This is a genomic window from Pseudomonas sp. 1L-B-1-E-C1 (genome assembly GCF_057291835.1).
In genome coordinates, this window is the sequence record NZ_JBXAWN010000011.1 from 213702 (window position 1) to 228319 (window position 14618).

At 59.7% G+C, this 14618-nt stretch carries 13 protein-coding genes and 1 pseudogene; 12 read left to right on the forward strand and 2 right to left on the reverse strand.

Annotated features, from left to right (window positions below; all coding sequences use genetic code 11):
• Positions 1–426 precede the first annotated feature (426 nt).
• The 6 genes from ccoN (at position 427) to AC0Z4S_RS20245 (ending at position 4847) form a co-directional block, all read left to right on the forward strand.
• Positions 427–1869, forward strand: a complete 1443-nt coding sequence (gene ccoN, locus AC0Z4S_RS20220; RefSeq protein ID WP_253500661.1) for a cytochrome-c oxidase, cbb3-type subunit I — start codon at positions 427–429, stop codon at positions 1867–1869.
• On the forward strand, positions 1869–2477 hold the full coding sequence (ccoO, locus tag AC0Z4S_RS20225; protein WP_042558541.1) for a cytochrome-c oxidase, cbb3-type subunit II: 609 nt from the start codon (positions 1869–1871) through the stop codon (positions 2475–2477). The genes ccoN and ccoO overlap by 1 nt, the downstream gene beginning before the upstream one ends.
• Positions 2478–2482: 5 nt before the next feature.
• Positions 2483–2668, forward strand: coding sequence for a CcoQ/FixQ family Cbb3-type cytochrome c oxidase assembly chaperone (locus tag AC0Z4S_RS20230; RefSeq protein ID WP_016775513.1), 186 nt, complete (start codon positions 2483–2485; stop codon positions 2666–2668).
• The gene (gene ccoP, locus AC0Z4S_RS20235; protein ID WP_253500660.1) at positions 2665–3648 is read left to right on the forward strand and encodes a cytochrome-c oxidase, cbb3-type subunit III; all 984 of its coding nucleotides are present in this window, start codon (positions 2665–2667) and stop codon (positions 3646–3648) included. Before AC0Z4S_RS20230 ends, ccoP begins: the two co-directional genes overlap by 4 nt.
• A 525-nt stretch (positions 3649–4173) precedes the next feature.
• Positions 4174–4428, forward strand: coding sequence for a type II toxin-antitoxin system Phd/YefM family antitoxin (locus AC0Z4S_RS20240; RefSeq protein WP_253505171.1), 255 nt, complete (start codon positions 4174–4176; stop codon positions 4426–4428).
• Entirely contained in the window at positions 4428–4847 is a 420-nt protein-coding gene (locus AC0Z4S_RS20245) for a PIN domain-containing protein (RefSeq protein ID WP_485624363.1), read from the forward strand. Before AC0Z4S_RS20240 ends, AC0Z4S_RS20245 begins: the two co-directional genes overlap by 1 nt.
• Before the next feature lie 36 nt (positions 4848–4883).
• On the opposite strand, the pseudogene AC0Z4S_RS20250 reads toward AC0Z4S_RS20245, so the two are convergent.
• Positions 4884–5883, reverse strand: a pseudogene (locus AC0Z4S_RS20250) (metallophosphoesterase family protein).
• 486 nt (positions 5884–6369) lie between these two features.
• Between AC0Z4S_RS20250 and ccoG the strand changes: the two are divergent.
• The 6 genes from ccoG to hemN all read left to right on the forward strand — a co-directional run bounded on the left by ccoG (position 6370) and on the right by hemN (position 14018).
• Positions 6370–7785, forward strand: a complete 1416-nt coding sequence (gene ccoG, locus AC0Z4S_RS20255) for a cytochrome c oxidase accessory protein CcoG (RefSeq protein WP_253500657.1) — start codon at positions 6370–6372, stop codon at positions 7783–7785.
• A 13-nt stretch (positions 7786–7798) separates the two neighbouring features.
• Positions 7799–8338: a FixH family protein gene (locus AC0Z4S_RS20260; protein ID WP_485624364.1), complete on the forward strand. Its 540-nt coding sequence runs from the start codon at positions 7799–7801 to the stop codon at positions 8336–8338.
• A 213-nt stretch (positions 8339–8551) separates the two neighbouring features.
• On the forward strand, positions 8552–11011 hold the full coding sequence (locus AC0Z4S_RS20265; RefSeq protein ID WP_485624365.1) for a heavy metal translocating P-type ATPase: 2460 nt from the start codon (positions 8552–8554) through the stop codon (positions 11009–11011).
• 23 nt (positions 11012–11034) lie between these two features.
• Positions 11035–11247 (forward strand): cbb3-type cytochrome oxidase assembly protein CcoS, encoded by a 213-nt coding sequence (gene ccoS / locus AC0Z4S_RS20270; RefSeq protein WP_039763029.1) that lies wholly within the window; start codon positions 11035–11037, stop codon positions 11245–11247.
• Positions 11240–11923 (forward strand): sulfite exporter TauE/SafE family protein, encoded by a 684-nt coding sequence (locus tag AC0Z4S_RS20275; RefSeq protein ID WP_083353207.1) that lies wholly within the window; start codon positions 11240–11242, stop codon positions 11921–11923. Before ccoS ends, AC0Z4S_RS20275 begins: the two co-directional genes overlap by 8 nt.
• Before the next feature lie 712 nt (positions 11924–12635).
• A complete protein-coding gene (hemN, locus tag AC0Z4S_RS20280) occupies positions 12636–14018 on the forward strand; it encodes an oxygen-independent coproporphyrinogen III oxidase (RefSeq protein WP_485624366.1) in 1383 nt (460 codons plus the stop codon).
• On the opposite strand, the gene AC0Z4S_RS20285 is transcribed toward hemN, so the two are convergent.
• Positions 14015–14497, reverse strand: coding sequence for a hypothetical protein (locus AC0Z4S_RS20285; protein ID WP_485624367.1), 483 nt, complete (start codon positions 14495–14497; stop codon positions 14015–14017). The two genes, hemN and AC0Z4S_RS20285, sit on opposite strands and share 4 nt — an antisense overlap.
• Positions 14498–14618: the final 121 nt, after the last annotated feature.

Sequence of the window (14618 nt, forward strand, 5' to 3'; positions counted from 1 at the left end):
GCGACGCATTGTCGCACCCCTTCCCACCTCACCTTTCGGTTCGCCTGATTCGGGTCTACGCTTGTTCGAAAGCGGACTGGCGCGTGACAGTTTCAGATCACTCCCGGGCGATGCGTCCGATGAACCGGCTGATGGATTCGCCGCAAGGGCAGGCAGTTGACGGCTGTTGCGCCGATCACCCTCCATCCCCCGATCACGACGTTGAAAAAGACGCCGTCGGCGGCGATCCGAACCCTGCGCTTTTTTCACTCACTGCGACATTTTGACAGGGGCCATTTTTGACCCTACGCGGCGCATGGAAAGGCCGCAGAATCAGCGTTGGAAAGCATTGACCCGGGTCATGGCGCGTTGCAATGACCCCCTGCTCTCTGCATACTTGCGGCCGATTCCAATCCTAATAAAACACCCAAACCGTGGAACCTTAGAATGAGCACAGCAATCAGTCCGACTGCTTATAACTATAAGGTAGTCCGCCAGTTCGCCATCATGACGGTGGTCTGGGGGATCCTTGGCATGGGGCTCGGTGTCTTCATTGCCTCGCAACTGGTCTGGCCGGAATTGAACTTCGGTCTGCCGTGGACGAGCTTTGGACGCCTGCGCCCGTTGCACACAAACCTGGTGATTTTCGCCTTCGGCGGTTGTGCACTGTTTGCCACCTCCTACTATGTCGTGCAGCGAACCTGCCAGACGCGACTGATTTCCGACAGCCTCGCGGCCTTCACCTTCTGGGGCTGGCAAGCGGTCATCGTCGGCGCCATCGTTACCTTGCCGCTGGGTTACACCACCACCAAGGAATACGCGGAACTGGAATGGCCGATCGCCATTTTGCTGGCCATTGTCTGGATCTCCTACGGACTGGTGTTCTTCGGCACTATCACCAAGCGCAAAACCAAGCACATCTATGTCGGCAACTGGTTCTACGGCGCGTTCATCGTCGTGACCGCGATGCTGCACATCGTCAACCACATGTCGCTGCCGGTCAGCCTGTTCAAGTCGTACTCGGCCTACTCGGGCGCGACCGACGCGATGATCCAGTGGTGGTACGGCCACAACGCGGTGGGCTTCTTCCTGACCACCGGTTTCCTCGGGATGATGTACTACTTCGTGCCGAAACAGGCCGAACGTCCGATCTATTCCTATCGTCTGTCGATCGTGCACTTCTGGGCGCTGATCACTCTGTACATCTGGGCCGGCCCGCACCACCTGCACTACACCGCCCTGCCGGACTGGGCCCAATCGCTGGGCATGGCGATGTCGATCATCCTTCTGGCGCCAAGCTGGGGCGGCATGATCAACGGCATGATGACCCTGTCGGGCGCCTGGCATAAATTGCGCACCGACCCGATCCTGCGCTTCCTCGTGGTATCGCTGGCGTTCTACGGTATGTCGACCTTCGAAGGGCCGATGATGGCGATCAAGACCGTCAACTCGCTCTCGCACTACACCGACTGGACTATCGGCCACGTACACGCCGGCGCGCTCGGCTGGGTGGCGATGATTTCCATCGGCGCGATCTATCACATGATCCCGAAATTGTTCGGCCGGGCGCAGATGCACAGCGTCGGGCTGATCAACGCGCACTTCTGGCTCGCGACCATCGGCACCGTGCTCTACATCGCCTCGATGTGGGTCAACGGCATCACCCAGGGCCTGATGTGGCGTGCAATCAACGATGACGGCACCCTCACCTACTCGTTCGTCGAAGCACTGCAGGCCAGCCACCCGGGCTTCATCGTCCGCGCGCTGGGCGGCGCTTTCTTTGCCAGCGGCATGCTGCTGATGGCTTACAACGTGTACCGCACCGTCCGTGCGTCGGATCCGGTTGAAGCCGAAGCCGCCGCCAAGATTGCCGTCGTTGGAGCTCACTGATGAAGCATGAAGCTGTCGAGAAGAATATTGGCCTGCTGGCCTTCTTCATGGTCATCGCCGTCAGCGTCGGTGGCCTGACCCAAATCGTTCCGCTGTTCTTCCAGGACGTCACCAACAAGCCGGTCGAGGGCATGAAGCCTCGCACGGCGCTGGAACTGGAAGGCCGCGACGTGTACATCGCCAACGGTTGTGTCGGCTGCCACTCGCAGATGATCCGCCCGTTCCGCGCTGAAACCGAACGCTATGGCCACTATTCGGTTGCCGGTGAAAGCGTCTGGGACCACCCGTTCCTGTGGGGTTCCAAACGTACCGGTCCGGATCTGGCCCGTGTGGGCGGTCGTTACTCCGATGACTGGCAACGTGCGCACTTGTACAACCCGCGCAATGTGGTCCCCGAGTCGAAAATGCCGGCTTACCCGTTCCTCGTGGAAAACAAGCTCGACGGCAAGGAAACCGCAAAGAAAATGGAAGTGTTGCGCACCCTCGGCGTGCCTTATACCGACGAAGACATCGCCGGTGCTCAGGACGCCGTGAAGGGCAAGACCGAAATGGACGCGCTGGTGGCCTATCTGCAAGGCCTGGGCACCATCATCAAAAGCAAACGGTGAATCTGATGGATATCGGGATGATTCGAGGCCTGGGCACCGTTGTCGTGATGGTGGCCTTCATCGGTCTGGCCTTGTGGGTGTTCAGCCCCAAGCGCAAGTCGGAGTTTGACGACGCGACCATGTTGCCTTTTGCAGATGATCCCGAAGCCATCAAGCACGTCGAGCAAGCTTCTAGGAGTAACAAAGAATGACTACATTCTGGAGTCTGTACGTCACAGTCCTCAGTCTCGGTACGATCTTCGCACTGACCTGGCTGCTGCTGTCGACCCGCAAGGGCCAGCGCAGCGAACAGACGGACGAGACGGTCGGCCACTCCTTCGACGGGATCGAGGAGTACGACAACCCGCTGCCGAAATGGTGGTTCATGCTGTTCGTTGGCACCATCATTTTTGCCTTGGGTTATCTGGTGCTGTACCCGGGCCTGGGCAACTGGAAAGGTCTGTTGCCGGGTTACAACTATCTGGATACCGAGAAGCAGACCGCGTTCGCCAATGGCCAGACCGGCTGGACCGGCGTCCACGAGTGGGAAAAGGAAATGGCCCGTTCGGACGCTCGCTTCGGTCCGATCTTCGCCAAGTTCGCGGCAATGCCGATCGAAGAAGTCGCCAAGGACCCGCAAGCACTGAAGATGGGTGGCCGTCTGTTCGCATCCAACTGCTCGGTGTGCCACGGTTCCGACGCCAAGGGCGCCTATGGCTTCCCCAACCTGACCGACGCCGACTGGCGCTGGGGCGGTGAGCCGGAAACCATCAAGACCACTATCATGGGCGGCCGCCACGCGGTGATGCCGGCGTGGGCGGAAGTGATCGGCGAGCAAGGCGTGGCCGACGTAGCGGCCTTCGTGGTGACCAACCTCGACGGGCGCAAACTGCCGGAAGGCACCAAGGCCGACCCGGCCAATGGCGGCAAACTCTTCGCCGCCAATTGCGTGGCCTGCCACGGCCCTGCCGGTAAAGGCACGCCGGCCATGGGCGCGCCTGACCTGACCCATCCGGGCGCATTCATCTACGGCTCGAGCTTCGCGCAACTGCAACAGACCATCCGTTACGGCCGTCAGGGCCAGATGCCGGCGCAGGAACAGCTGCAGGGCAACGACAAGGTTCACTTGCTGGCTGCGTATGTTTACAGCTTGTCGCATGGGGAAAAAGCACCGGAAGCAAAGGCTGAATAAGTCCAACGCTTGAAGCATAAAAAGGCCCCGCCAATGAGAATTGGCGGGGCCTTTTTTTTGGTGGCATTCATGATTCGAAACGGTTACTCAATGGACCTGAGCAGAGATGCACGGTAGGTTTTTTCGCCCCGATAAGCCATATCGGGACCACTTCAAGGATGAAGATCGAATGTCGAAAGCTGACCTGATAAAACTGCAAAATCCGCCTCAACCCAGCTCAACCGATAGGGCAAGGTTCGAACGAATATCTGTTAAACCGTTACTCGAGGTATCGCACAAAACCATGAACAGCCCAGGTAACGGTGGCGGGCTCGACGGCCTCGGGGGCGGTAGATTGCTCTGACAAGGGCAGCAAAAACACCGAATTCAAGTCCATATCCAGCGCCTCGCGCCTCGGCGGGAGGCGCTCTAACCGGTGCCCTTATGAAAGTGACAAACCGATCGTCCTCGACCCGCCTTTCCGATTGCGGGGAAAATCTCAAAGTAGTAACGTTCCTACATCAGAATTTCTGGAGGCCAAACATGATGGCCATCACCACCATTTCCAGCCGCGAGTTCAATCAGGACACCAGTGCAGCCAAAAAAGCCACACATCAAGGTCCAGTTATCATTACTGACCGAGGCAGGCCTGCCCACGTATTGCTCAGCATCGAGGAGTATCAAAAACTGACTGGGTGCCAGACCAGCATCGTTGAGCTACTGGCGATGCCGAATGCGGCTGAAATCGAATTCGAACCCGAGCGCGCCGTCATCTCTCCTCGCAGCGTGGACCTTTCCTGATGTTTCTACTGGATACTAATGTAGTTTCCGAACTGCGGAAATCCCAAGCCAACCAGCATGTAGTGACATGGGCAAAAAGCATTCCACCGGCCAGCCTGTATCTATCCGCAATCACTGTACTGGAACTGGAAACCGGGGTTCTACGTATAGAACGTCGTGATCCTTCACAAGGCCAGCTGCTGCGCAACTGGCTGGAACATCGCGTCAAACCGGCGTTCTCTGGAAGAATCCTGCCTGTCGATACCAGCGTCGCCACCCGGTGCGCACAATTGCATGTTCCCGACCGCAGCAGTGAATGCGACGCCTTGATCGCCGCCACCGCGCTTGTGCACGGGCTTACGTTGGTGACCCGTAACATTGCGGACTTTCAACTCAGCGGCGTCCATCTGATCAACCCATGGATCGCTGCCAATAATTGATTGATGAATACCCCGCCCTATCACCGGCGGGGCTTTTCATCGGCGTTGGGCAAAAACCGAATGCACTGGCGTGGTGTCGATCAGAGTCCGCTCACGCCATTGGTTGTTCTCCACCAGATAGATCTGCAACTGCTTGCGATCCTCGGTAAAGCTCGCAGTCAGGTAGGTCTGCTGGGACGTACTGCCGCTCAGGTACATCGGCACACTGCCTGCCAGTAGGCATCAATGTCATCTGTGTGCAAATGGCCGGCAAAGATCGCCGTCACCTGGTATTTGTTGACCATGTCACGGAAACGGTTCAGTTGCTCGGGGCTGCCCTTGTGCCTCAGCGGTTTATGCATATTGATGATGATTGCATAGCCCTGAGCTCGCGCTAACCTGAGATCTGTCTCAAGCCAGTCCAGTGCGTCTGTGATTTCGAATGTCGTCGGGTTCAGCGCATGGGCAATCCGTGTGGTGTAGGTCGGCTCGTTATTGAGCTGGACCAAGTGCACTTCGCCGACATTTTTCGAATAGGCGAGACTGCCGGAATACGTTTTGCTCAGAAAGCCGCTACTAATCTCCAGATCGAAGTTATCGACTTTACCTTCATGATGTTCTTTGAACTGGACGATGCTGCCTGCTGCACAGCTATTACTGAAACAGTCATCGACATTATTTTCATAGTCGTGGTTACCCAGCCCGTACAAGTAGTCACCACCGAAATACTTGTTCAATGCCGCCTTCATGTAAGACCGCTGCCAGCCATGACCAAAAGCGGTGATATCGCCATTGATCATCAACGGCACCTGCGCTAGCGAGCCGTGTTGATTCCTGAATTCGGCAATGCTTGCAAGTTGGCTGTCAACCAGCCATTCCAGCGTTCCTTGAATTCGGAATCGGATTCGGGTTGGCGACTATCGGTCTTGTCTGTCCACGGATATTGAGTGTCTGAAGCAAAGACCATGTGTTTTGGCATGCCAGCAGCCTGAGCAGTAATAGCCGAAGCTATCAGACAAGCACCCATAAAGATGCTCACGAGTTTATTCAAAGCCATGTTTTAAATTCCATTTCAATTAATTTTCAATACTCAAAATGATTTTCGCGAAAACAGAACTTATTCAAATACAGCAAAAACCTGAAAGTCTTCCCGAACAACAATCAAATGAATATATTTCAGACCGGACAACTTACAACATACAGTTCAGTAAAAACCTGGTGCTTACTGCTAAATCTGGCACCGCGGCAATAATGACCGACTGCTTATTATTCAACTTGCGAAATCAACAACGGTAGCGTGCACAGTCAATTGAACGATGGAACTAGCCGCCTCGGCAAAACCGTCCATACTCAACAAGTCAATTGATCTGCATCAGGCTTTTCTGCAATCGCTACACCATCTGCATTTTTTACCCAACGCGACCAAAGGTCGCACCCTTGAGGCAGAGCGGCAGGCGTATCATCGCGCTACTGCAACAGCCCTTTTTGACCTCGGTTGGCACGTATCGACCGAGGCATTTTTCCACTGCCGTGGGATGCAATGATGAGCAATCAGATTCCGGTACACGACGTCACGCCGCCGAGCAAGAACGCGAACAACAGCGTCGATCTTTATGCCTCACGAGAAAAAATCTACACCCGTGCCTTCACCGGCCTGTTCCGCAATCTGCGGATGCTCGGCGGTGCGGCGTTGTTTCTGCTGTATTTCGGTACGGTGTGGCTGAACTGGGGCGGCCACCAGGCGGTGTGGTGGAACCTGCCGGAGCGCAAGTTCTTCATCTTCGGCGCGACATTCTGGCCGCAGGATTTCATCCTGCTCTCGGGCCTGTTGATCATTGCCGCGTTCGGCCTGTTCTTCATCACCGTTTATGCCGGCCGGGTCTGGTGCGGCTATACCTGCCCGCAGAGCGTGTGGACGTGGATTTTCATGTGGTGCGAAAAGGTCACCGAAGGCGACCGCAACCAGCGCATCAAGCTCGACAAGGCGCCGATGAGCGCCAACAAATTCCTGCGCAAACTGGCCAAGCACTCGCTGTGGCTGCTGATCGGCTTTGTCACCGGCATGACCTTTGTTGGCTACTTCTCGCCGATCCGCGAACTGGTCATCGAGTTCTTCACCGGCCAGGCCGATGGCTGGTCGTATTTCTGGGTCGGTTTTTTCACCCTCGCCACGTACGGCAATGCCGGTTGGCTGCGTGAGCAAGTGTGCATTTACATGTGCCCGTATGCGCGCTTCCAGAGCGTGATGTTCGACAAGGACACGCTGATCGTTTCCTACGACCCGCGCCGTGGCGAAAGCCGTGGCCCGCGCAAGAAAGGCATCGACTACAAGGCCCTGGGGCTGGGCGATTGCATCGACTGCACGATGTGCGTGCAGGTCTGCCCGACCGGCATCGACATCCGCGATGGCCTGCAGATCGAGTGCATCGGCTGCGCCGCGTGCATCGACGCCTGCGACAGCATCATGGACAAGATGGATTACCCGCGCGGGCTGATCAGCTACACCACCGAACACAACCTCTCCGGGCAGAAAACCCATAAACTGCGCCCGCGCCTGATCGGCTACGCCGTGGTGCTGCTGGCGATGATCAGCCTGTTGGTCGGCGCGTTCTTCATGCGCTCGCTGGTCGGTTTCGACGTCAGCAAGGACCGCGTGCTGTACCGCGAAAACGCCGAAGGGCGGATCGAAAACGTCTACAGCCTGAAGATCATGAACAAGGATCAGCGCGACCACACCTACCTGCTGCAAGCCGAGGGCCTGCCGGACCTGCGCCTGCAAGGCAAACGCGAGATCAAGGTTGCTGCCGGGGACATCGTCAGCATGCCGGTCGAATTGTCGAGCGCACCGGAACAACTGCCATCGAGCACCAACGAGGTGAAATTCATCCTCAAGGACGCCGATGACGACAGCGTCCACGTTGAAGCCAAGAGCCGATTCATCGGCCCACAAATCCGTTGAGAGAATTTTGAACATGCCCGCTGCAAACGCCGCAAGTCCTTGGTACAAGCACCTCTGGCCGTGGATCATCATCGCGATTCTGGCCTGCTCGGTGGCCTTGACCCTGTCCATGGTGACCATCGCGGTGAACAACCCGGACAACCTGGTCAACGACAACTATTACGAAGCGGGCAAAGGCATCAACCGTTCACTGGACCGTGAACTGCTGGCGCAAACCCTGAAACTGCGCGCGGCGGTGCATCTGGATGAGGTGACCGGCGAAGTCGACCTGCGTTTGAGCGGTGACAGCCAGCCGCAAACCCTGGAACTGAACCTGATCTCGCCGACCCAGCCGGAGAAGGATCGCAAGATCGTTCTGACCCGCAGTGACAGCGAGAGCAGGCGCTACATTGGCCAGTTGAGCGACAAGGTCGAAGGGCGGCGCTTTGTCGAGTTGCTCGGCAGTCAGGATGAACACGTGTGGCGCATGTTCGAAGAAGAACTGGTCAGCCATGACAAGGAACTGCTGCTGGGTGATGAGCCATTGCAGGGTGCGGAAGACCTGAAGAAGTGAATCAAGGTCTAGAGCCCCTCACCCTAGCCCTCTCCCTGAGGGAGAGGAGACTGATCTCGGCTGCCTGGAAGCGTGGCGTATGACAGTGACAATGTCGGCGACTGAAGCCGCTTTTCCGGCTCACACCGATCGGCTCCCTCTCCCTCCGGGAGAGGGCTGGGGTGAGGGCAAGCGGATACACCCAATGCAAGGGCTCACACCCTCAACGATGCCATGACCACCCCACTTGCCTGCTACCACTGCGCCCTGCCCGTCCCGTCCGGCAGCCGCTTCACCGCCGTCGTCCTCGGGCAGGCCCGTGAGTTCTGCTGCCCGGGCTGTCAGGCGGTGGCCGAAGCCATCGTCGCCGGGGGTCTGGAAAGTTATTACCAGCATCGCAGCGAAGCCTCGGCCAATCCCGAAGCGCTGCCGGTGCAACTGAGCGATGAACTGGCGCTGTACGACCGCGCCGACGTGCAACAACCCTTCGTTCGACATGAAGGCGATGTGGCCGAAACCACCTTGTTGATGGAAGGCATCAGTTGCGCCGCCTGCGGCTGGCTGATCGAGAAACACCTGCGCACCCTGCCCGCCGTCGCCGAGGCGCGGCTGAACCTGTCCAACCATCGCCTGCACGTGCGCTGGGCCGACGCTCAACTGCCGCTGAGCCAGATCCTCGCTGAGTTGCGCCACATAGGTTACGCCGCCCATCCCTATCAAGCCGACCGCGCCAGCGAACAACTGGCCAGCGAGAATCGCCTGGCCCTGCGCCAACTCGGCGTCGCCGGGTTGCTGTGGTTTCAGGCGATGATGGCAACCATGGCCACCTGGCCGGAATTCAACATCGACCTCAGCCCCGAACTGCATACGATTCTGCGCTGGGTCGCGCTGTTTCTGACCACGCCGATCGTGTTCTACAGCTGCGCGCCGTTCTTCAAAGGCGCGATGCGCGACCTGCGCACCCGCCACCTGACCATGGACGTCTCGGTGTCGCTGGCAATCGGCAGCGCCTACATCGCCGGGATCTGGACATCGATCACCGGGGTCGGCGAGCTGTACTTCGATGCGGTCGGCATGTTTGCGCTGTTTCTGCTTGCCGGACGTTATCTGGAACGCCGCGCCCGCGAGCGCACCGCCGCTGCCACTGCGCAACTGGTCAATCTGTTGCCGGCCTCGTGCCTGCGCCTCGATGCGAATGGTCAGAGCGAGCGCATCCTGCTCAGCGAACTGCGTCTCGGCGAGCGGATTCTGGTGCAGCCGGGCTCGATTCTGCCGGCGGACGGCAAGATCATCGACGGCCAGTCGAGCATCGATGAATCGCTGCTGACTGGCGAATACCTGCCGCAGCCACGCACGCCGGGTGATGCGGTCACCGCAGGCACCCTCAACGTCGAAGGCGCGTTGACCGTGCAAGTGCAGGCGCTCGGGCAAGACACGCGTCTGTCCGCCATCGTGCGCCTGCTCGATCGCGCTCAGGCGGAGAAACCGCGCCTGGCGGAAATCGCCGACCGCGCCGCGCAATGGTTTCTGCTGTTGTCGCTGATTGCGGCGGCAATGATCGGCGTGCTGTGGTGGCAACTGGATTCATCGCGGGCGTTCTGGATTGTTCTCGCCATGCTGGTGGCGACCTGCCCGTGCGCACTGTCGCTGGCGACGCCGACCGCCCTCACCGCCGCCACCGGCACGCTGCACAAACTCGGGCTGCTGTTGACACGCGGGCACGTGCTGGAAGGCCTGAACCAGATCGACACGGTGATCTTCGACAAGACCGGTACGCTCACTGAAGGTCGCTTGGTGCTGCGATCGATTCGTCCGCTCGGCACGCTCGACAGCGAGCAATGCCTGAGCCTTGCCGCCGCGCTGGAAAACCGCTCCGAACACCCGATTGCCCGGGCCTTCGGCCGCGCACCGCTGGCCGCTGAAGACGTGCACAGCAGCCCGGGCCTGGGCCTTGAAGGCATGGTCGGTGAACACCGCTTGCGCATCGGTCAGGCGTCATTCGCCTGTGCCCTGAGCGGCGCGGCGTTGCCGGCGATGCCCGACGAGGCCGGGCAATGGCTGCTGCTCGCCGACACCCACGGGCCGCTGGCGTGGCTGGTCCTCGATGATCGCCTGCGTGATGACGCCCCCGCCCTGCTCGCGGCCTGCAAAGCGCGGGGCTGGCGTACGTTGCTGTTGTCCGGCGACAGTTCGCCGATGGTCGCCAGTGTCGCCGCCGAACTGGGTATCGACGAGGCCCGCGGCGGTTTGCGCCCCGATGACAAACTGCAAGTGCTGCAGCAACTGCACAAGGAAGGGCGCAAGGTGCTGATGCTCGGCGACGGCGTCAACGACGTGCCGGTGCTGGCGGCGGCGGACATCAGCGTGGCGATGGGCTCGGCCACCGATCTGGCGAAAACCAGCGCCGATGCGGTGTTGCTGTCCAACCGTCTCGGCGCCCTGGTGCAAGCTTTCACACTGGCGCGGCGCACCCGCAGGGTAATCATCGAAAACCTGCTGTGGGCGGCGCTGTACAATGGCCTCATGTTGCCGTTCGCCGCCCTCGGCTGGATCACTCCGGTGTGGGCGGCGGTCGGCATGTCGATCAGTTCGCTGACCGTGGTGCTCAACGCCCTGCGCCTGACTCGCCTGACTCGCCTGCCGAGCGCGCCGGTCGTCGGCAGCCCGACCCACACCCGCCCGCTGCCGGCCTGAGCCGCGCGGGCCTGGAGTTACCGATGCCAGCTCTCTACGTGATGATTCCCGCTGCCTTGCTGATCGTCGCCATCGCCGTGTACATCTTCTTCTGGGCGGTGGACAGCGGCCAGTACGACGACCTCGACGGCCCGGCCCACAGCATCCTCTTTGACGATCAGGACCCCAACCACACCGCCGCGGTGGACGAAGCCAACGCCGGCAAACCGGACGACAAGGCGCCACCCCATGCTTGAGCTGGCGCCCCTGCTGGTTTCGGCACTGATCCTCGGCCTGCTCGGTGGCGGCCATTGCCTGGGTATGTGCGGGGGGCTAATGGGCGCGCTGACCCTGGCGATCCCCAAGGAACAGCGCAGCCGGCGCTTTCGCCTGTTGCTGGCTTACAACCTCGGGCGGGTTCTCAGTTACGCCACGGCGGGATTGCTGATCGGCCTGGCCGGCTGGGCCGTCGCCAACAGCCCGGCGGCGCTGTTCATGCGCGTGCTGGCCGGGCTGCTGCTGATCGCCATGGGTTTGTACCTGGCCGGTTGGTGGAGCGGGCTGACCCGTATCGAAGCGCTTGGGCGTGGTTTGTGGCGCTTCATTCAACCGGTGGCGAACCGTTTGCTTCCGGTGTCCAGTTTGCCGCGAGCCTTGCTGCTCGGTGCGCTGTGGGGCTGGCTGCCGTGCGGACTGGTTTACAGCACGCTGTTGTGGAGCGCGAGTCAGGGCAACGCGCTGGACAGTGCGCTGTTGATGCTTGCGTTCGGCCTCGGCACCTGGCCGGTGCTGCTCGCCACCGGGCTGGCGGCTGAACGGGTCACCGCGATCCTGCGCAAACGCAGCGTGCGCATGGCCGGTGGTTTGTTGGTGATTTTGTTTGGCCTGTGGACCTTGCCCGGGCCGCATCAACATTGGCTCATGGGGCATTAGGTCGGCGGTGCGGCGTTTGCGAGCAGGCTCACACAAGAACAATTCGCCGTAGTAGAAATCTGAAAGCCGCGTTGTTCAACAGGATGAGCGTTAGCTCGGCTATAGCGCATGAAACATCAAAAGCCCCTCACCCTAGCCCTCTCCCGGAGGGAGAGGGGACTGACCGAGGTGTTTGGGCGGGATACGCCGACCTGAGATACCCATTTGAATGTAGGTTTTGAACACCACACAAACCGGCTCCCTCTCCCTCGGGAGAGGGCTGGGGTGAGGGGCATCAACAACGCAAATCAAAAGCCGAACACCCACGCATTTCCACCACTCAATAGGCCGAGTGTCAGCTCGCCTGCTCTTGATCTTGATCCACGGGCGACTTCGGAAGGCTGAGTGGAGGGATTGATCCGGGGGTGGGAGCGCCGCGACCGTACGACGCAGTCGTACACAACGGGAGGAGGTGCAGCGAAGCAAACCGGAGACGCTGCGCCCTGATCGATCCCGCAGCGAAGGAACCCGAGCGCGCGAGGGCCGAACGCAGGAGCAAGCCTTTTCGGTTACCTTTTCGGCGTTTGGAAAAGGTGACTCGCCGTAAGGGCGAAACCGCCAGCCGCAGCACCGCAAAAACCGGATATGCCCCCCCTTGATGCAAATCAACATGCCACACCAGGCACCCCGATAGACTCACCACACTGCCAGCCTATCCCGGGGGAATGCCCGCATGCTCGACGCCATTCGTTGGGACTCTGATCTGATCCGCCGTTACGATCTGGCGGGGCCGCGCTACACCTCGTACCCGACTGCCGTGCAATTTCACGGTCAGGTCGGCACCTTCGACCTGTTCCACGCCCTGCGCGACAGCCGCAAGGCCCAGCGGCCGTTGTCGCTGTACGTGCATGTGCCGTTCTGCGCGAACATTTGCTACTACTGCGCCTGCAACAAAGTCATCACCAAGGATCGCGGCCGCGCGCAGCCGTATCTGCAACGTCTCGAGCAGGAAATCCAGTTGATCGCCTGCCACCTCGACCCGGCGCAAAAAGTCGAGCAACTGCATTTCGGTGGCGGCACGCCGACCTTTCTCAGCCACGACGAACTGCGCCAACTGATGGCGCACCTGCGCAAGCATTTCAATTTGCTCAACGATGATTCGGGCGATTACGGCATTGAAATCGACCCGCGCGAAGCCGACTGGTCGACCATGGGTCTGTTGCGAGAACTGGGTTTCAACCGGGTCAGCATTGGCCTGCAAGACCTTGACCCGGCGGTGCAGCGCGCGGTCAATCGCCTGCAAAGTCTGGAAGAGACGCGCGCGGTGATCGATGCGGCGCGAACCCTGCAATTTCGCTCGATCAACATCGATCTGATCTACGGCCTGCCGAAGCAGACCCCGGACAACTTCGCCCGCACCGTCGACGAAGTGATCAGCCTGCAACCGGATCGCCTCTCGGTGTTCAACTACGCGCATTTGCCGGAGCGCTTCATGCCGCAACGGCGGATCAACAGCAGTGAATTACCGAGCCCGGCGCAGAAGCTGGAGATGCTGCAGCGCACCATTGAGCAACTGACCGCTGCCGGTTACCGCTACATCGGCATGGACCACTTCGCCCTGCCCGATGACGAGTTGGCGATCGCTCAGGAAGAACACACCCTGCAACGCAATTTCCAGGGTTACACCACCCACGGCCATTGCGATCTGATTGGTCTGGGCGTGTCGGCGATCAGCCAGATTGGCGATCTGTACTGCCAGAACAGCAGCGACCTCAACGCCTATCAGAACAGCCTCCTCAGCGCGCAACTGGCGACCAGTCGCGGCCTGATATGCAACGCCGACGATCGCTTGCGTCGCGCGGTGATTCAGCAGCTGATCTGCAATTTCGAACTCGAATTCGCTGAAATCGAGCAGCAGTTCAACATCGATTTTCAGGGCTATTTCGGAGTGCTGTGGCCGCAGTTGCAAGGCATGGCCGAAGATGGCCTGCTCAGACTCGAGCGCGAACGCATCGAGGTATTGCCGGCTGGCCGATTGCTGGTGCGCTCGGTGTGCATGGTCTTCGATGCGTACCTGGAACAGCAGAACCGCCAGCGTTTCTCGCGGGTGATCTAAGGCTTGGTCAGCAAGGAGCCGACCTTGAGATTCTGATCAGGATTCAACGCCGACTGGTTCATCACTTTCGACAAGGCGAGGTTGGCGGTGATCAGGCCACTGTTGAGGGCGGCAATGGCACCGCGCAGTGCGGCGAGCTTGTTGATCTTTTCTTCGGTGGACAGGGTTCTGTCGGACATGACCGCCGCCATGCGCGCTTTCTTTTCGATAATTTCTTTCTGGATTTTGCGGATCATCTTCAGCAACTGCTGGATGTTCTCCGGCAAGCCGCTGTTGTCGATGTCGCTGTTCTCGCCGCCGACAGCAGCGGATTTGGCGATGGCCGCGCCGGACAGCGACACTTTGACGCCCTCGACCAAGGTCGGGGTTGCCGTACGCGACAAGTCGTCATCGCGGTCGATTGCAACGTCGGGACTGATTACCTCGAGCGCGGCAGCAACGCCGCTGCTACCGGGGCCTAACGTGCCAATGGCGGTCATCGGAGCCTTCCCTGGATGAATGCAGATAGTTGTTTATCGGCCGCAGGTGCTGCGGCTTTATGTCTGTGGGACAACGCCGCCGCGTGCTGGCCTGAATGTCCTTGCGTGGGTTACCCTTACG